Genomic DNA, 19597 nt, shown 5'->3' with positions numbered 1-19597 from the left:
TCCCCGCAACGACGAAGCGATATCACTTCGTCGTTGCTCCACCCTGTTCCCCAAACTGAAAAAATCATTAAGCCTCAATGACATAACCCGTTTAAATAACAAACTGGCTATCTAGCCAACTCTCAAATTACATTATGGGAAGGCGAGCATTCATATTCACCTGTCAAAACATCACCCTTGCAAGGATGTAACATGAATAACGTAACAAACATTTCAAAGAACGACATTGAAGCGCTCCGACCTACAATAGAAACATTCAATAAAAAAGAAAAAGAATCCATCGCCGACAAACTACGCGCACTCAATAACCCACTACCCGCTGAGCTTTTATTGTGCGAACTCCAAGTCCCCTGCACCACGGGGTCATCACTGGATATTGTTCACAAGAAAGAACGCGGCCTGCTGCTGGATATGATGAATACCTCGGAGTTCAAAACCGTCTGCCGGTTGCTGTGTGTCCCCCAGGACGCACTGTTTTACTGCGATGAATTCAGGAATCTTTATGCAAAAACCGACGATCGCCGACAAAACCTGACCCACCTGATCGATAACCACGGCCGCTTGAGCGCACACCTCGATTTATTGACCCTGGCCACCCTGCGCTGCGGACGTTTTATCTACTCTGCGACTGACATCAGTGTCGAGCAGTGGCACAACTTTTATGGCGTTGCCTTTGCCGCACACCTGAAGCGCATTGCCGGCCCGCTCATTCCGATTAAATTCCCCAGGGCCAAGACCTTCAACCTGGGCAACTATCGCGAATTGGTGAATAAATCCTCACCTTCACCCCTGACGTTGACCGATGAACAACGAGCGCACTTAGCCTCTGGTGCAAGTACCCTGTCGCGTTTGCTCGACCCCTCTCGGGCGGTTGACATCATCCGCTTCAACCCACGCGCCGAGCTAGGCCGTCTTTTCACCACAGTGAACGCACAACGTCAGGCCGCCGCTTGGCTCAGGCACGTTGGCTGGTACGGTGCAGCAGCCAGTGAGACGCCCTCGGACGCTGATCTTTACTCGCTACTGGTGGCCGGTCTGCTGTTAGAGATCGATCCGTCGATCGGCCGTGATGATAGCGATCAGAACCTGTTCGGATACGCGCTATACGCGCCACAAAACACCGAGATGAATCGTCAACAAGTGATGATTGCGCTTGAGCGGCAACTGATTACCTGCGGTATAGCGCAACCGCTGTCGGCACCGATCGTTGCTCACTTGTTATTGGCCGCGATTGCGCCAGAGTTCGTTGTCAGGGGCGTACCGGATTCGCTGTTACTGGGCACCACGGGCTGGATCAGCTTGTCCCATGCCGCCGCGCACATTGAAACCATGATTCCCGGGGCCTGCTGCGTCATGACGTATGACGAAGTCATGCGGTACGCGCAAAGCCAATTGGTGAACGCCGAGCAAGATGAGCTTTACACCACAATGATCATCAGGCCGCTGTTGAACTGGGCGGCATTAAACGGGGAAATCCGCTACAACCCGCAAGGCGATTACACCAAGGAGGATTTCATTCGGGCCTCCCGGCGGCATGATGACTACATTGAAAGCCTGAGGAAATGCGCCGAAGGGTTGAGCACGCCACTGCCGACGCGTGAGTCATTAGCGCGTAAAGAGTTGGAAAAAGCGTTACCTGCCGACCAAGGTGTACTTGAGCGAAAAGTACTGCGCACTCATACCTACTCGGTCGTCCCGAATGCCAATCGGCATGTACCTTACGAACATTCCCTTTTAGAACTGTATATGTCAGGCGACTTACTCAACGCTCAGGGTGATGGGCTGTCCTACGATTTTCGTCATGACCAATCCATTGCCTGGCTAAAAGAACCGCAACAGTACTTTCGAAAACTTAACAACAACCTGCTCGGCACGTTTAATGAAACGTTTGAAGCCTATTTTTCTGCGCTGAGTGATGCACTTTCCACTAACGCCAGGCTGACCCTTTCACGCCTGCCATTAAAAGACCGGCTGCCGCTGGAGTACGGCGACGTCAACGTGTATGGCGTACGCAAGAAAATCGACAACAACCGACCATTCGAAACAGAGAACGAACGCAAAAAAGCCAGAGCAAAATACGGCGTCATTATTCGTTCCCATTATCAAGACAAGCTTCACTACTACGAATTATTTACTTTGCGTGGTGAGTGTTACCTGCAACCAGCCTTCCAAAGGCTTCTGGATATACCGTTTACACTTCAAGGTCGAGATGATGACTACCTCTCTAGAATCGATATTTTCAGCATTGCCGAGGAAGAACATTTTCCGCTTGACTATAACGCCTATTTTTCCGCCACCCGGCCCATAACAGGCACAACGTCGAGTGTGGTGGTGGATTTACTATGGCAACGCGCGATGATCAAGTCTGGCAACACGTCTATAAGCTCCCTTGAAACGTTCTACTCACCAAGCATTGCCGAATTGGTTAAAAAGATATTCGAAGTCTGCCCACCGATTAATCACGATGATTTATACGAGGCGGCAAAGGGCATCACTTTATTGGAGAGGCAACGAAACCAAAACGTCGACAACTTCCATCAAGTGTTGAACTTGATCATTCCTTTCAAGGGTTGTATTGAAGATCTAACGTCAGGTGACCCCGAGCGCGAAGTCGCAGGTGCGGTCGGTTGTGTGCTGGATGGGTTGTCGGTAATGGGCGCGGTCTTGGGTACGGCGCCCAAAATACTATCCGTCGCCATGCGTGCCGGTTCACGTGCGTCAAAGGTGTTCAGCCTGGGCAAAGTGGGGGCCGGCTTTGTCGCGTCGCTCATCAATCCCTTGGACGGTTTCCCCGAACTGGTGACGGCAGGTACCGCGCTGACCAAAAAAGGGACGTTACTGCTGTCCAGATCCGCTCGCAGCGAGACAGCCCGTGCCGCAGCCCATCTGCGGGAGTTGAATATCGTCGGGCAATCCAAGGACATCAGTCACACCCTGAATAACCCGCAGGTAAAGCAAGCCAAATGGCTGACTTATGATAACGCGACCACCCTGTTCAACTTGCTGATCATCAAAAAAGGTACTGATTGGTACTTGCTGGACCTGGCCACGATGGCGCCGAGAGGACCGAAGCTCAATCTGTCTGATTTCAATATCTTGCCCTGATCGTCACACCGCACGGATCGGTACAACAAGTGCCCCCTGTTTTCTTCTCTTAAATAAATTGAACGGATTCATTTTATGACCCAACTTATTCGCGATACGGCAAAAAGACTACAGTCGGCAACCCACCCTGACGAACACATTACTGTCGCACTTAATCAACAGTCAGCAGATCATGCCGATAAAACAGCCGTCATTGATGCCATTCAAACTTTTTCAACGTTCGGATTGAGTTATCTCAAGGCTTATATACAGTGCGATCCGCTCTCCAGTTTTAGTCTGGCGTATGAACCCGCACAGAATATGCTCGACGAAATCATGCAAACCGGGGCATTCATTGAACTGCGTCAGGGTCGTGAGGTGGACGCCAGCCATATTGCCGTGTACGCAGACGGCCGGGTTTGCGCGCTACCTGCGGGCTGGACGCCTGAGGAGAGCGGTCATCAACCGGAGACTGATCTGAACCTCGACGTTGAACCCTTTTCCGACCTCCAGAGCGATATGGATGCGGTTGCCGAACTGGCCGCCATCACCGGTGGCGCGGTCTATTCCGGTGGTCTGGTGAACGTTGAGCAGTGGCTCAGGTTCCATGATTACTATGTGCCCACAAACACGGCCGAGACGCTCAGCCTATTCAAGTTCCTGTCCCTGGCACCCGCCGCAAGTGCACCCCATGGCAACTACCGGGAATTGCTTTTGCCCTCCCGGCAACAGCCGTTCTGCCTGACGGATGAAAACAAGACCAGCATTAAGCAAGTCACCCTTGATCTGGTGGATGCCCCTCATAAATTGTTGAAAACGTTAAGCCGAAGTTTGTTGCCATTACGATCAGCCGATTACATCCGCGATAACGCCGATGCCCTGTTGCAAAAGTTTGTGTCGAGCGAAACAGCCGCCCGTTGGTCACAGCACTACCTGGATGCACTGGGCTGGTATGGCGCACAGGAAGGTGAATCCGTCGACGAAGTGCTTTTGCAACAATTGCTGCTCACCGCCGTGCTGCTGGATGAACCCGCCGCTATCGAAACCGCTTCCGCTGAAAATCACATGGCGGGCTATGACCTGTATTCACCGGATAACGTAGAAAAACCGCTCGCGCGGGTACGTATCGAATTTGAATATCACCTAGTTGCGGCATGCCGGGTCCCGGACGATCTCGCGCCTCTGGTTGCTCACCTTCTGTTGGCAGGCAATGCCCCGGAGTTTCTGGTCAGGGAAATGCCGTCCTCGTTATTGCTGGGTACGGAGCAATGGATCAGTTTGCGGCAAGGTGTGAGCCTGGCAGAACTGAACGCTGCGGGCTCCAGCCGTTTGATGACCTATTCGCAAATCCAGGACTTGGGGCAACTGCAACCGGTCACACCGGCGCAGGAATCGCTACAAGGTTTGATTGCCAGCGAGATCATCATTGATTGGGCCCTGCTGCACGGCGTGATTGAGCAGAAGGACTTGGGGGATCCGAAGAAGCAAGCGTTCGTCACCGCGCTGGAAGCTTTTAAAAGAAACGCCGATCTGCTGACCGAGGCCGCACACACACTGGCCACGCCAATGCCCACCCGTCGCGAAGTGGCACTCAAGGTGCTGCAACACGCGGCGCCCGACCCTGATTTCCTGCAAAAGGAAGTGCTCTATCTGAAACAGGGGCGCGGAGAAGATCTGTTCAACGAGCCATTGGCCATGTCGATGCTCGACCTGCATATGTCCAATGACCTTGCCACCCGGCAGTGGGATGTCAGGAAACCGCAGGTCAGCGTTTACCAGCGATTTCCGAAACTGCTCACCGACCTGGCTTCGCCCCACGGCCTGTTTGACCTCGAATTCAAACGCGCCCATACCCGGCATGAAAACGCGGTGATCAGCACGTTAAAACTGGCCATGGCCGCGTTGCCACAGCACGATCGACACAAGTTGCAACACGGCAAAATCGACGTATTCACGATTAGGCCTTCTGTTATCAAGCACGACAAACGACCGAATCTGCCCGTCCATCCAATCCTGGCGGTGCTACATCCGGATTTACAGATTCTCCCGCGGCATCCTGACCCGGTAGAGAACCAACGGGACAAGGATGCCGCTACCGGGCGATTCGGGGTGGTGTTGGGCGTCGAATTCGACAACCAATTCTATTGCTACGAACTGTTCACCCTGTACGGAGAATGTCGCTCGAACCCGGAACTGGCCCGGCTAATCATCGAACGCGACCTGCTGAACATGCCGTCACGGCAAGCGTTTACGGGCAATCTCACCACGTACACCGCGCCCACGTCCCCTTTTACGTTGCCACTGGACATTGAGAGTTATACCCACGGGGTTCAACCCGAAAGTGGCAAGCGCAGCCTGGCGGTCATAGAAAGGCTGGGGTCGATCCCGGCACCTTCTGTGGCTGAACACTACGCCAGCGGTTATCAAAGTTTCTATTCGGCGCACTTCCAAACCATTGCTGATTTTGTGGTCAAACATCGCCCCTTCGTGACCGGGCCAGAGCTGCGCGCCGAGGCCTGGGGCCAGACCAGATGGGAAGAAGCTGTTCAAAAGTCCGAAGAAAGGCTGGCGACGCTCGTCAACATCCTTGTGCCGTTCAAAGCCTGCATCGAGGACCTCTCCTCGGGCGATGCCGACCGCAAGCTGGACGCCACCGGCAGCTGCGCGCTGGAAATCGTGGCGACCCTGTTCATGGTGGTCGGTGCCGCCGCCAAACTCGCCGGTATTGCCGCCAAATCCGCATCCGCTGCGGCGAAAGCCGCGAAGCTGGCACGTGCCACCTCTGCCTTGGTGATTGCGGCGTTGAACCCGCTGGATGGCCTCCCGGAACTGGCCACAGGTGGCTTCAAACTGCTGGGCAAAGGAGTCCGGCGTTTGGGCAAGGCGGGACGGGAATTGCTGGATTCAGGTGTCGACCAATTGCATAGGCTCACCCATCACCCGTCCCAAGCGCTTATTCAGGCAACGCAGCACTTGGAAACAACGCAGGGGACCTGGAAGGTTGTCGGCCATTCGGACGAAATCCCTGCCTTGTGGGCCGTGCGCAACGTTGACGACTGGCACGCGCTGAACCTGCGGACTGGCAAGCCTTGGGGGCCACGGCTGACTCCGCTGCAACGTACAAAAATAGCGCTGTCGCGGGCCTGGCTCAGGTGGCTGCCTGACAGCTTTGCGTTTTCCTATGTGCGCAAGAGTCTGCCGATCGCCCAACAAAAAATCGACCGGGCGCTGCTCCAGCTTTTAAAGGACAGCGATCACCTGGAAATCAAGTCGGTGCTCAATCTTGTCTTCGGTGATGCCTCCGCAGACGCGGCCGAGCATGTCAGCGATGTACTGATCAAGATGAAAAAAGACCTGCCCCATGTCTCGACCAAGAACATTCACTTTGAAAAAATCCCGGACGAAGGTTATCTGGCTGAAATGTACATCGACCGCTTTGCCAAATGGAAAGCCGGCGGCTATCAGGCGGATGCGTTCAACAGTAAGTTTCTGACCATCTACACCGCTGAAATGAGCGATTACTTTCAAAGCACGAAGTTTGACCGGGGCCGGATTGCCGACGGCATCGTGCATGAAATGTCCCACGGATCGCAGCAGACAGTGGATTTGATGTACGCAGGCCTGCGATCCGCCGGCAATATCGATGTCAATCCGTTGATGAACCTTGCCGCGCATCCCTGGAAGTCAGGTATCCAGCAACTCCAACTGGATCATTTCCATCAGATCAAGACCCGCCTGCCCCAGGTGGTCGTCAAGCATCCCGCGCTGTTGAACGCCGACTCCTATGCCGTGGCGGTCTCTTTGCTGAATCAACGTTCGACGAATCCTTCACTGTTTCTCAAAAACCTGTACGCCATGGAGCGCAAGTTTGTCGGGGCCGGTGGCGAACTCATCAAAGGTTCTGTGGTTGTTAATCTGTCCACGTTGGCCTAGATGAGGCATTGACGGCCAGGCCCGAGGGGCGAGAGCCAAGGACTGTGGTTTAATTGCGGCCTTTTACCGCCGCCCCCTCACCCGCCGTCAAGGAACATGTCCATGAGTCAGCCCACAACCAAAGTCCTGGTCATTGGTTACGTCTGGCCCGAACCCCGCTCTTCGGCGGCCAGTGGGCATGTGATGCAAATTCTTGAAACGTTTTTGCAGCAAGGCTGGGACATCACCTTCAGTAGCCCGGCGGGCGTTGGCGAGCATAAGGCCGACCTCGCTGCGCTGGGCGTCCGGGAATGCGCAATCGAGCTGAATAACAGCAGTTTTGACACGTTTATCCGCGAACTGGCGCCGGATATCGTGCTGTTCGACCAGTTCATGATGGAAGAACAATTCGGCTGGCGCGTGGAGAAACACTGCCCCGACGCTTTGCGTGTACTGGAGACGTCCGACCTGCAAAGCCTGCGTCACGCCCGACACCAACGCCTCAAGGATCGCTTGAAAGCCAGTGCCGACGAAAACGACTTCAGCGATTTATTCGCCCCGGCGTTGCGCGAGGAATTCGAGTTGATGGCCAGCACCGATCTGGCCAAACGCGAGATTGCCGCGCTGTATCGCTGCGACCTGAACCTGATGATTTCGCCGGTGGAAATCGAGCTGCTGGTCGAGCAATTCAAACTGCCCCGAGACTTGCTGCACCTGTGCCCGTTGATGCCTGCCCTGCCAACGGCTGTCCATCGGCCATTTGAAGATCGCGCGCATTTCCTCAGTATCGGCAACTTTCGCCACGCGCCGAACTGGGATGCGGTGCTCTGGATGAAAACCGCAGTCTGGCCGTTGATTCGCCAGCAATTGCCCGGTGCGCAGCTGCATTTGTATGGCGCGTATACGCCGCCCAAAGCGACGGCCCTGCACAATCCGGCGCAGGGGTTTCACGTGATGAACTGGGCTGAGGATGCGTTACAAGTGATGTCGGCGGCCAGAATCTGCCTGGCACCGCTGCGATTTGGCGCGGGGATCAAAGGCAAGCTTATCGACGCGATGCTCTGCGGCACGCCCAACATCACCACGCCGATTGGCGCCGAGGGCATGAGCGACGGGTTGCCATGGCCGGGGGTTATTGGTGAATCCGCCGAAGCCATCGCCGCCGCTGCGGTTGCGCTGTACCAGGACAAGGCGTTGTGGACAGAGGCGCAAAACCGTGGTGATCGGTTGCTCGCGGCTCAATACCTTCAATCAGTGCATGGCCCGGCCCTGATCCAGCGGCTGCAAGCCTGTCTTCGCGACTTGGCCGAACGGCGCCGAGACAACTTCACCGGCGCCATGCTTCGCCATCACGCGCATAAAAGTACGCAGTACATGGCCCAATGGATCGAGGCGAAAAATCGAATTGTCGGGTCAGACGTTTCCGAGTCTCGCGGGTGATAAACGACCTGAAATAAGTGGCGCAAGGCTATATTTATGTGGATGTTTCCGGGCGTTGAAAAACATCGCCGTGGCTTCTAGGCTTTTGGGCATGAGGTGATTTTTCCACGATACCTCGCCCCCAAGGATGGGGAGACGAGCCCCAGGCAGGAGCCTTGAAACATGACCTACAGCCCAACTTCAAATGTCGACAAACAATGCTGGATGACCAACGTTCCCGACATCAGCCGCTTAAGACTTATCGATCTGATCTGGCCTGGCACGCACAACGCCGGCATGGACAAAAAAGCCCCCAACTACGAAGTCATCATCGGCAACTGGACCACCTGTCAGAACGACTCGTTTGCCTGCAACTGGCCAACGGAGCCCGGGCGCTGGATCTGCGCCTGGGCTACACGCCGGGCTCACCCAAGGGTACGTTCTACTTCCATCACAACGGCTACCAGTCCTATCGGGTGCTGGAAGAGCTGATCGATGCGGTGAATGCCTTTCTGGACCGCAACCCGGATGAATTCATCGTGTTGGACTTTCATCAGTTGGGCGACGGTGAAAAGCCATTCGACTACCGGCAATTCAATGACCTGCTGGTGCAGCGCCTCGGGCCACGGGCCATTTCTCAGGATGACGAAGAGAAAACCATCGGCGAACTGAAGGCGGCGAGCAGTAAAAAACGCGTCGTCCTTGCCTCCCGCGTTTCGGTAGAACTGGACATGGATTACTTCTGGAGCTCCACGCCCCATCGCTGGAGCGGCAGTCGCCTGACAGATGTCGACGATCTGCGCCGGCATATTGCCAAGACCCTCGACACGCCGCGTTTCGGTGCCTACCTGTGGTCATTGACCGCCACCAGCTATACGTTTCTCGGCGGGCCGGTGGACATCAAACAACACATCAATACGTGGTTTCACCCTCACCAGGACTGGATCAGCCAATGCAGCATCATCAGCACCGACTTTTTCGATGAGTCGCAAATCGTCGGTTATTGCTGGGTGGCCAATAGCATGAAGGCCGCCAGCCAACCGGTTTGAGCGCTGGCGTAATCGGTGCGGAAAGAGGCATCATCCAGGGGCAATAACAAAAAAAGTGCCCTGACATGAGCCGATCTGCGCGCATTACCGATCCTTCCTACGAGTTGATGGACGACCACAACGGGTTGTCCATCATCTATCGCCAGCATGGTTTTCCGTGCCCCCTGGTGCGCTGGCATTTCCACAAGGAATATGAACTGCACCTGATCGTGGCCAGTTCCGGCAAGGTATTCATCGGCGACTACATCGGTAACTTCTACCCGGAAACCCTGTTTCTCACCGGTCCCAACCTGCCGCACAACTGGATCAGCCAGGTGGCCGAGGACGAGGTGGTGCCCAAACGGGACATGCTGGTCAACTTCACCGATGAGCTGTTCGATAGCGCTCACCTGGTGTTTGCCGAACTGAAGACCCTGGTGCCATTGCTGGAGCGCGCGCAGTACGGCATCGAGTTTCGCTGCAAGCGCACCATCCGCCAGGCCATGACACTGATGCAGCGCATTGCCGACACCAAAGGCGTGACGCGGCTCGGGCATTTTCTGATTTTGCTGGAACTGCTCGCGGCGTCCGATGATTACCAGTTGCTGTCGGGGGCGACGACGCCGCAACTGGCGGATGAACACAACGTGGATCGCACCAACCGGGCGGTGGATTACATCTTTGCCCATTACGCTCGGGAATTGCCGCTGGAAGAAGTCGCCGAACACCTGGGAATGAAGCCGACGTATTTCAGTCGGGTGTTCAAGCAAGCCACCGGACGCTGCTTCATCGAATTCGTCAATCGCCTGCGGATCAGCAAGTCCTGTGAACTGCTGGCCGATGGCGACAAACCGGTGACTGACGTGTGTTTTGAGTCGGGTTTCAACAATATTTCCAACTTCAATCGACGGTTTCAGCAACTCAAAGGCATGACTCCGTCACATTATCGGCGATTAGCCGTGCAGCGCTTGACCGAACAAAACCGCGGTTAACCGCCGGCTTTGTAGGAGCAAGGCTTGCCCGCGATAGCGACCTCAAGACCGCCATCGCGGGCAAGCCTTGCTCCTACACGGTCAAAACCTATACGCATTTCATCACCGACCATCCCCCAAAAGCCCTACCCCGTACTTCCCGCCCCAAACCCCAGTGCAAAAAAGTATCGATTAAAGTGCGATGGATGATTTGTCACATCCTCAATTGAAGGCTGTAATCACTGCACATTCTTCCTGCCGTCGGAAGACACAAAAACAATAACCGTCCTTCTGTCCCCGCTGGGTGCAGAAAAGGAGTGCACGATGCAACCTTCTGTAAAAGCTCTGCTTGCCCTCACCTGTATGACACTCAGCAGCGTCAGCCTCGGCGCTCAGACCCTGACCATCGCCACCGTCAACAACAGCGACATGATCCGCATGCAAAAGCTCTCGAAAACGTTCGAGACCGAGCATCCGGACATCAAGCTCAATTGGGTGGTGCTCGAAGAAAACGTCCTGCGCCAACGCCTGACCACTGACATCGCCACCCAGGGCGGACAGTTCGATGTGCTGACCATCGGCATGTACGAAGCTGCACTCTGGGGCGCCAAAGGCTGGCTGGAACCGATGAAGGACTTGCCGGCCAGCTACGCCCTCGACGATGTGTTCCCGTCGGTGCGTGAAGGTCTGTCGGTCAAGGGCTCGCTGTATGCCCTGCCGTTCTACGCCGAAAGCTCGATCACCTACTACCGCACCGACCTGTTCAAGGACGCCGGGCTGACCATGCCGGAGCACCCGACCTGGACCCAGATCAGCGAATTCGCCAGCAAACTCACCAACAAAGATAAAGAGCAGTACGGCATCTGCCTGCGCGGCAAGGCCGGTTGGGGCGAGAACATGGCGCTGATCACCACCGTCGCCAATTCCTTCGGTGCGCGCTGGTTCGATGAGAAGTGGCAGCCGGAATTCACCGGTCCGGAGTGGAAAAACGCGCTGAACTTCTATGTGAAAACGATGAAGGATTCCGGCCCGCCCGGCGCCTCCAGCAACGGTTTCAACGAAAACCTGGCGCTGTTCAACAGCGGCAAGTGCGCGATCTGGGTCGATGCCAGCGTCGCCGGCTCGTTCGTCACCGACAAGACCCAAAGCAAGGTCAGCGAGCACGTCGGCTTTACCTACGCACCGCACGAAACCACCGACAAGGGCTCGGCCTGGTTGTATTCCTGGGCGCTGGCGATTCCGACCAGTTCCAAGGCCAAGGACGCGGCGAAAACCTTCAGCGCCTGGGCCACTTCCAAGGAGTACGGCGCACTGGTTGCCGAGAAAGACGGCATTGCCAACGTACCGCCAGGTACGCGGGCCTCGACCTACAGCGAGGCTTACATGAAAGCCGCGCCGTTCGCCAAAGTGACCCTTGAGTCGCTGAAAACTGCCGACCCGAGCAAACCGAGCATCAAGCCTGTGCCTTACATCGGCATCCAGTTGGTGACCATTCCTGAATTCCAGGGCATCGGTACGCAGGTCGGCAAGTCCTTCTCGGCAGCGCTGATCGGTCAGACCACGGTCGACCAGGCCCTGACCGCCGCCCAGCAAACCACCGAACGTGAGATGAAGCGCGCCGGTTATCCCAAGTAACCCCGCACTACCTGTAGGAGCAAGGCTTGCCCGCGATCGCCACGACGCGGTCCGTCAGATGAATCGCGTCATCGTTCATCGCGAGCAAGCGTTGCTCCTACTGCTCTCTTGCTCATGTTCTTAATTGGTTCTCTCGCCATGAATATTTCAACTGCCAAAGCTCAAATGGACATTCCCCAACCGGTGCGTAAAAGCCGGTTGTCCAATCCCGGCTGGTTTCTGGTCAGCCCTTCGGTCGCCATGTTGCTGCTGTGGATGATCGTGCCGCTGGGCATGACCCTTTACTTCTCAGTGATCCGCTACAACCTGCTCAACCCCGGCGAAAACGAGTTCGTGGGGCTGGAGAACTTCACCTATTTCCTCACCGATTCGGGCTTCCTGCCCGGCGCCACCAACACCTTGTTGCTGGTGGGCAGTGTGCTGCTGATCAGCGTGGTGTTCGGTGTGTTGATCAGTGCGTTGCTGGAGGCCAGTGAGTTTCTCGGTCGCGGCATTGTGCGGGTCATGCTGATTTCGCCCTTCTTCATCATGCCCACCGTGGGAGCGCTGATCTGGAAGAACCTGATTTTCCATCCGGTGTCGGGGATCCTCGCCTACGTCTGGAAACTGTTCGGCGCGCAGCCGGTGGACTGGCTGGCCCACTACCCGCTGCTGTCGATCATCATCATTGTGTCCTGGCAATGGCTGCCCTTCGCGATCCTGATTCTCATGACCGCGATGCAGTCCCTGGACCAGGAACAGAAAGAAGCCGCACGCCTCGACGGTGCCGGCCCGGTCGCGATCTTCTGGCACCTGACCCTGCCGCACCTGGCACGGCCGATTGCGGTGGTGGTGATGATCGAAACGATCTTCCTGCTCTCGGTATTCGCCGAAATCTTCACCACCACCAACGGCGGCCCCGGCTACGCGTCGACCAACCTCGCCTACCTGATCTACAACCAGGCGCTGGTGCAGTTCGATGTCGGCATGGCGTCCGCCGGTGGTTTGATCGCGGTGGTGATTGCCAACGTCGCGGCCATCGTGCTGGTGCGCATGATCGGCAAAAACCTGACAGACAAAGCCTGAGGCCTGCGCCATGACTCTTCAACAATCCCGCCGTCTGCAAAGCCTGCTGCTTGGCACCCTGGCCTGGGCCATCGCGATCCTGATCTTCTTCCCGATCTTCTGGATGGTGCTGACCAGTTTCAAAACCGAAATCGACGCGTTCGCCACGCCGCCGCAGTTCATCTTCACGCCGACCCTGGAGAACTACCTGCACATTAACGAGCGCAGCGACTACTTCAGCTTCGCCTGGAACTCGGTGGTGATTTCCTTCAGCGCCACGGCTCTGTGCCTGCTGATTGCGGTGCCGGCGGCTTACTCGATGGCGTTCTACGAAACCAAACGCACCAAAGGTACGCTGCTGTGGATGCTCTCCACCAAGATGCTGCCGCCGGTGGGCGTGCTGATGCCGATCTACCTGCTGGCCAAGAGCTTTGGCCTGCTCGATACGCGTATCGCGCTGATCGTGATCTACACGCTGATCAACCTGCCGATCGTGGTCTGGATGATTTACACCTACTTCAAAGACATCCCCAAAGACATCCTCGAAGCCGCTCGCCTCGACGGGGCAACCCTGTGGCAGGAAATGGTCCGGGTACTGCTGCCAATCGCCAAGGGTGGCCTGGCCTCCACGGTGTTGTTGTCATTGATCCTGTGCTGGAACGAAGCGTTCTGGTCCTTGAACCTGACCTCGTCCAAAGCCGCGCCGCTGACTGCTTTGATCGCCTCGTACTCAAGCCCTGAAGGTCTGTTCTGGGCCAAGTTGTCGGCGGTATCGACCCTGGCTTGCGCGCCGATCCTGATCTTCGGCTGGATCAGCCAGAAACAACTGGTCCGCGGCCTGTCGTTTGGTGCTGTGAAATAAGGATTGCCGACTCAAAGCTATCCCCTGTGGGAGCGAGCCTGCTCGCGAAAGCGGTAGGTCAGCTTGCATTGATGTAGTAAGTGCCGACGTCTTCGCGAGCAGGCTCGCTCCCACAAAAAAGCGCGCCCGGCTCAACTGAATAACTAAAAGTGGAGGCCCATCATCATGGCCAACCTGAAAATCAAGAATCTGCAAAAAGGCTTCGAAGGCTTTTCCATCATCAAGGGCATCGACCTGGAAGTGAACGACAAAGAATTCGTGGTGTTCGTCGGTCCGTCGGGTTGCGGCAAGTCCACCCTGCTGCGCCTGATCGCGGGCCTTGAAGAAGTCAGCGGCGGCACCATCGAACTCGATGGCCGCGACATCACTGAAGTCAGCCCGGCCAAGCGTGACCTGGCGATGGTGTTCCAGACCTACGCCCTGTACCCGCACATGACCGTGAAAAAGAACATGTCGTTCGCCCTCGACCTGGCCGGCGTACCAAAAGCCGAAGTCGAGAAAAAAGTCGGCGAAGCCGCGCGCATCCTCGAACTCGGGCCGATGCTGGAACGCAAGCCGAAACAACTGTCCGGCGGTCAGCGTCAGCGCGTGGCCATCGGCCGCGCCATCGTGCGCAACCCGAAAATCTTCCTGTTCGACGAACCCCTGTCCAACCTCGACGCCGCCCTGCGGGTGCAGATGCGCCTGGAGCTGTTGCGCCTGCACAAAGAACTCAAAGCCACCATGATCTACGTGACCCACGACCAGGTCGAAGCCATGACCATGGCCGACAAAGTCGTGGTTCTGAATGGCGGTAAAGTTGAACAAGTCGGCTCGCCGCTGGACCTGTATCACCAGCCGGCCAATCTGTTTGTCGCAGGCTTCCTCGGCACGCCGAAAATGGGCTTCCTCAAGGGCAAGGTTACCGGCGTCACAGGCCAGAGCGTCGAAGTGCAACTGGACGCCGGCACCCGCATTACCCTGCCGTTGAGCGGCGCCAACCTGAGCGTCGGCGGCCCGGTGACCCTCGGGATTCGCCCGGAACACCTCAACCTCGCGCAACCCGGCGACTGCACCCTGCAAGTCACCGCCGACGTCAGCGAACGCCTGGGCAGCGACACCTTCTGCCACGTGGTGACCTCGTCCGGTGAGGCGCTGACCATGCGCGTTCGCGGCGACCTGGCCAGCCGTTATGGCGAGTCGCTGAGCCTGCACCTGGACGCCGAACACTGCCATTTATTCGATGCCGACGGCGTGGCGTTAACTCGCCCACTGCGCGCAGCTGCCTGACGAGACTATGCGATGAAACTGAATAAACAGAACCTCAATCGCCTCGCGCCTGAGGTGGTGCTGCCCGCCTACGCCCTGAGCGATACGCGCCAAGGCATCGCCCACATCGGCGTCGGCGGTTTCCATCGGGCGCATCAGGCGTATTACACCGATGCGCTGATGAACACTGGCGAAGGCCTGGACTGGGCGATTTGCGGGGTCGGCCTGCGTGCCGAAGACCGCCGCGCCCGGGACGATCTGAAGGAACAGGATTACCTGTTCACCTTGTTTGAACTGGGCGACAACGACGACGCCGAAGTCCGGGTGATCGGCTCGATTCGTGACATGTTGCTGGCTGAAGACGGCGCCGACGCGCTGATCGACAAACTCGCCAATCCCGAGATCCGCATCGTTTCGCTGACCATCACCGAGGGCGGCTACTGCATCGACGACAGCAACGGCGAGTTCATGGCCCATCTGCCATTGATTCAGCACGACCTGGCGCATCCCAATGCACCGAAAACCGTGTTCGGTTTCCTGTGCGCCGCATTGGCCAAACGTCGCGCCGCCGGTACGCCAGCGTTCACCTTGATGTCCTGCGATAACCTGCCGCACAACGGCGCGGTGACCCGCAAGGCGTTGCTGGCTTTCGCCGCCCTGCGCGATGCCGATCTGCGGGACTGGATCGACCAGAATGTCAGTTTCCCCAACGCCATGGTCGACCGCATCACGCCGATGACCAGCACCGAGCACAAACTGCAATTGCACGACAAACATGCGATCGACGATGCCTGGCCGGTGGTCTGCGAACCGTTTGTGCAATGGGTGCTGGAAGACAAATTCGTCAACGGCCGCCCGGCCTGGGAAAAGGTCGGCGTGCAGTTCACCAACGACGTCACGCCCTACGAAGAAATGAAGATCAAGTTGCTCAACGGCAGCCATTTGGCGCTGACGTACCTAGGGTTCTTGAAGGGTTACCGCTTCGTCCACGAAACCATGAATGATCCGCTGTTCGTGCAGTACATGCGCGCTTACATGGACCTGGACGTCACGCCGCAACTGGCGCCGGTGCCGGGGATCGACCTGACCGACTACAAGAACACCCTGGTGGCGCGGTTTTCCAATCAGGCGATTGCCGATCAATTGGAACGGGTGTGCTCGGACGGTTCGTCGAAGTTTCCGAAATTCACCGTGCCGACGCTTAACCGGTTGATTGCCGACGGTCAGGAAACCAAGCGTGCGGCGCTAGTGGTGGCGGCCTGGGCCTTGTATTTGAAGGGCGTGGATGAGAATGGCACGACCTACGCGATTCCCGATCCGCGGGCGGCGTTCTGTCAGGCGTTGGTGGCTGATGATGCGTTGATCACCCAGCGGTTGTTGGAGGTTGAAGAGATCTTTGGCAAGGAAATCCCGCGTTCGGCGGAGTTTGTCGCGGCGTTTGAGTGGTGCTGTAACAGCTTGCGGGAAGTGGGCGTAACGCGAACCCTCGAAAAAGTCCTCGCCGCCTGATCGTTCCCACGCTCTGCGTGGGAATGCAGCCCGGGACGCTCCGCGTCCCATCCAAAAGCGGACGCAGAGCGTCCATTGAGGCATTCCCACGCAGAGCGTGGGAACGATCTTCGGTAGGGTCATGACATGGCAAACCAACAACTATTCCTCGGCATCGATTGCGGCACCCAAGGCACCAAAGCGATCATCCTCGACGCCGTCAGCGGTCAGGTGCTGGGCCAGGGTGCCGCCGCCCACAGCTTGATCAGCGCTGCCAACGGTCGCCGTGAGCAAGACACCAATCAATGGCTGGAAGCCTTTGCCCTGGCCACCCGCCGCGCCCTGCTTGCCGCCAACGTCGACGGCCAGGACATTCTCGGCATCGGAGTTTCCGGCCAGCAACACGGTTTGGTGCTGCTCGACGATCAAGGCCAGGTCCTGCGCCCGGCCAAGCTCTGGTGCGACACCGAATCCACGCCGGAAAACGACCGTCTGCTGGCGCATCTGGGTGGTGAAAAAGGTTCGCTGGAACGCCTCGGCATCGTCATCGCGCCGGGCTACACCGTGTCCAAACTGCTTTGGACCAAAGAACAGCACCCACAGATTTTTGCCCGCATTGGCCGCATCCTGCTGCCCCACGACTTCCTCAATTATTGGCTCACCGGCCGCAGTTGCAGCGAATACGGCGACGCCTCGGGCACCGGCTATTTCAACGTGCGCACCCGCCAATGGGACTTGCAGCTGCTGCGCGACATCGACGCCACCGGACGCCTGCAAGCAGCGTTGCCGGAGCTGATCGACGCGCACCAGCCTGTCGGCACACTCCTGCCGAGCATCGCCGAGCACCTGGGCATTAACCCGCAAGCGCTGGTTTCCAGTGGCGGTGGTGACAACATGATGGGCGCCATCGGCACCGGCAACATCCAGCCCGGCGCGATCACCATGAGCCTCGGTTCCTCCGGCACGGTCTGTGCCTATTCCGAACAACCCCAGGTCAGCCCGGATGCATCGGTCGCCACGTTCTGCTCCTCCAGCGGCGGCTGGTTGCCGTTGATCTGCACCATGAATCTGACCAACGCTACCGGGGTGATTCGCGACCTGTTCGAACTGGACATCGAACAATTCAACAATCTGGTCGCCCATGCGCCGATTGGTGCGGACGGCGTGAGCATGCTGCCGTTCCTCAACGGCGAACGTGTCCCCGCCCTGCCCCACGCCACCGGAAGCCTGCACGGCCTGACCATGACCAACATGACCCAGGCCAACCTGTGCCGCGCCGCCGTCGAAGGCACGACCTTCGGTCTGCGTTACGGACTGGACCTGCTGCGCCAGAATGGCTTACAAAGCCGCAGCATTTGCTTGATCGGCGGCGGTTCGAAAAGCCCGGTGTGGCGACAGATCGTCGCCGATATCATGAACACACCAGTGATCTGCACCGAACAAAGCGAAGCCGCGGCCTTGGGCGCGGCGATTCAAGCGGCGTGGTGTAAATCATGGTCCAACGGACACGAAAGCACCCTGGCGGAGTTGTGCCAGCGCTGCGTAAAACTCGATCTGGCCAGCGAAACGCTGCCGATCGCCGACAATGTGACGGCCGCTCAGCAAGCCTACGAGCGCTATCAACAGCATGTCGCAACCCTTTAAAGAGCGAACAATTATGTATCTGGTGTGTGGCGAAGCGCTGTTCGATTTCTTCAGCGAAGACGATGCCAGTGGTCTGGCTTCAAAAGTGAATTTCAAGGCGATTGCCGGTGGCTCACCGTTCAACGTCGCGGTGGGTTTGCGCCGTTTGGGCGTAGACGCGGCACTGTTTGCCGGGCTGTCCACCGACTACCTCGGCCGCCGCTTGCAGCAAGTGTTGCAGGACGAAGGCGTACGCCCGGATTACCTGGTGGATTTCGCCGCACCGACCACGTTGGCCATGGTCGCCGTTGGCGCCAATGGCTCGCCCCACTACAGCTTCCGTGGCGAAGGTTGCGCGGATCGGCAATTGAAACCGGAGCATCTGCCGGAACTGGGGCCTGAAGTGCGCGGCTTGCACATTGGCTCGTTTTCACTGGTGGTGCAGCCGATTGCGGACACGCTGCTGGCCTTGGTCCAGCGCGAAAGCGGTAAACGCCTGATCAGCCTTGATCCGAATGTGCGGTTGAATCCTGAACCGAACATTGATCTGTGGCGCTCGCGGATTGCGCAACTGGTGGAGCTGGCCGATCTGATCAAGGTCAGCGATGAAGACTTGAGCCTGCTGTACCCCGAACAGGACCCGCAACGCGTGATCGACGGCTGGCTGCAGCATCGCTGTCAGTTGGTTTTCCTGACCCGTGGTGGCGAAGGCGCGACGGTATTCAGCCGGGCCCACGGATCATGGTCGGTGCCGGCGTGTCCGGTGAAGATTGCTGACACGGTTGGGGCGGGCGATACCTTTCAGGCTGCATTGATTACCTGGCTGACCGAGCAGCAACTGGATTCGGTGGACGGTGTGCAGCGCCTGAGTCGCGAGCAGATTGACGCCATGCTCAAATTTGCGGTGCAAGCAGCGGCACTGACCTGCAGCAAGACCGGGCCGGATCTGCCGTATCGGCGGCAGTTGGAGTTGCGCTGAGGTTGCGAGCAGGCTCGATCCCACAGGAATCCCTCCCATTGTCTATGCTTGCCTGACACACAAACATGACGAGGGATTTATGGACGATCCAGTCGACAACAAGCCACCGACTTTGTGGCAGATGCTGCACAGCGTGATAGCCGCAGCTTTCGGGGTACAGAGCGGCAAGAATCGCGCTCGGGACTTTACCCACGGCAAGCCGAGTCATTTCGTGATTCTGGGGATTGTGTTTACGGCAGTCTTCGCGCTGTCGCTGTTCGGCATCGTGAAACTGGTGCTGTTGCTGGCCGGGGTTTGAAGCGAA

General features: G+C 57.4%; 12 protein-coding genes and 1 pseudogene. All 13 read left to right on the top strand.

Going from position 1 to position 19597, the window contains the following annotated elements; genetic code table 11:
• Nucleotides 1–192: 192 nt before the first annotated feature.
• The 13 genes and pseudogenes from BK667_RS12355 (at nucleotide 193) to BK667_RS12295 (ending at nucleotide 19591) form a co-directional block, all read left to right on the top strand.
• Entirely contained in the window at nucleotides 193–3105 is a 2913-nt protein-coding gene (locus BK667_RS12355) for a hypothetical protein (protein WP_123597753.1), read from the top strand.
• 75 nt (nucleotides 3106–3180) lie between these two features.
• The gene (locus BK667_RS12350) at nucleotides 3181–7017 is read left to right on the top strand and encodes a hypothetical protein (protein WP_148060135.1); all 3837 of its coding nucleotides are present in this window, start codon (nucleotides 3181–3183) and stop codon (nucleotides 7015–7017) included.
• Between the two features lie 102 nt (nucleotides 7018–7119).
• Nucleotides 7120–8436 carry a glycosyltransferase gene (locus BK667_RS12345; protein ID WP_123597751.1) on the top strand — a complete coding sequence of 439 codons (1317 nt, stop codon included), beginning with the start codon at nucleotides 7120–7122 and terminating at the stop codon, nucleotides 8434–8436.
• 162 nt (nucleotides 8437–8598) lie between these two features.
• Nucleotides 8599–9464 (top strand): annotated as a pseudogene (locus tag BK667_RS12340) (phosphatidylinositol-specific phospholipase C domain-containing protein).
• A gap of 65 nt (nucleotides 9465–9529) precedes the next feature.
• A complete protein-coding gene (locus tag BK667_RS12335) occupies nucleotides 9530–10435 on the top strand; it encodes an AraC family transcriptional regulator (protein ID WP_123508462.1) in 906 nt (301 codons plus the stop codon).
• A 303-nt stretch (nucleotides 10436–10738) separates the two neighbouring features.
• Nucleotides 10739–12049, top strand: coding sequence for an ABC transporter substrate-binding protein (locus BK667_RS12330; RefSeq protein WP_123508463.1), 1311 nt, complete (start codon nucleotides 10739–10741; stop codon nucleotides 12047–12049).
• Nucleotides 12050–12214: 165 nt separating this feature from the next.
• On the top strand, nucleotides 12215–13114 hold the full coding sequence (locus tag BK667_RS12325) for a carbohydrate ABC transporter permease (RefSeq protein WP_236708625.1): 900 nt from the start codon (nucleotides 12215–12217) through the stop codon (nucleotides 13112–13114).
• 10 nt (nucleotides 13115–13124) lie between these two features.
• On the top strand, nucleotides 13125–13955 hold the full coding sequence (locus BK667_RS12320; RefSeq protein WP_054046221.1) for a carbohydrate ABC transporter permease: 831 nt from the start codon (nucleotides 13125–13127) through the stop codon (nucleotides 13953–13955).
• A 165-nt stretch (nucleotides 13956–14120) separates the two neighbouring features.
• The gene (locus BK667_RS12315; RefSeq protein WP_123508464.1) at nucleotides 14121–15224 is read left to right on the top strand and encodes an ABC transporter ATP-binding protein; all 1104 of its coding nucleotides are present in this window, start codon (nucleotides 14121–14123) and stop codon (nucleotides 15222–15224) included.
• A gap of 12 nt (nucleotides 15225–15236) precedes the next feature.
• Nucleotides 15237–16712 (top strand): mannitol dehydrogenase family protein, encoded by a 1476-nt coding sequence (locus tag BK667_RS12310; RefSeq protein ID WP_123597750.1) that lies wholly within the window; start codon nucleotides 15237–15239, stop codon nucleotides 16710–16712.
• Nucleotides 16713–16838: 126 nt separating this feature from the next.
• Entirely contained in the window at nucleotides 16839–18335 is a 1497-nt protein-coding gene (gene xylB, locus BK667_RS12305) for a xylulokinase (RefSeq protein WP_123597749.1), read from the top strand.
• Nucleotides 18336–18348: 13 nt separating this feature from the next.
• Nucleotides 18349–19293, top strand: a complete 945-nt coding sequence (locus BK667_RS12300; RefSeq protein WP_123508467.1) for a carbohydrate kinase family protein — start codon at nucleotides 18349–18351, stop codon at nucleotides 19291–19293.
• A gap of 79 nt (nucleotides 19294–19372) precedes the next feature.
• Nucleotides 19373–19591: a DUF2970 domain-containing protein gene (locus tag BK667_RS12295; RefSeq protein ID WP_123597748.1), complete on the top strand. Its 219-nt coding sequence runs from the start codon at nucleotides 19373–19375 to the stop codon at nucleotides 19589–19591.
• Nucleotides 19592–19597 lie beyond the last annotated feature (6 nt).

The organism is Pseudomonas frederiksbergensis (genome assembly GCF_003732705.1).
In the GTDB taxonomy this organism is placed as follows: Bacteria; Pseudomonadota; Gammaproteobacteria; order Pseudomonadales; family Pseudomonadaceae; genus Aquipseudomonas; species Aquipseudomonas frederiksbergensis_F.
Note: the sequence above shows the minus strand (reverse complement) of the source record. Positions and strands in the feature narration are given on the sequence as shown.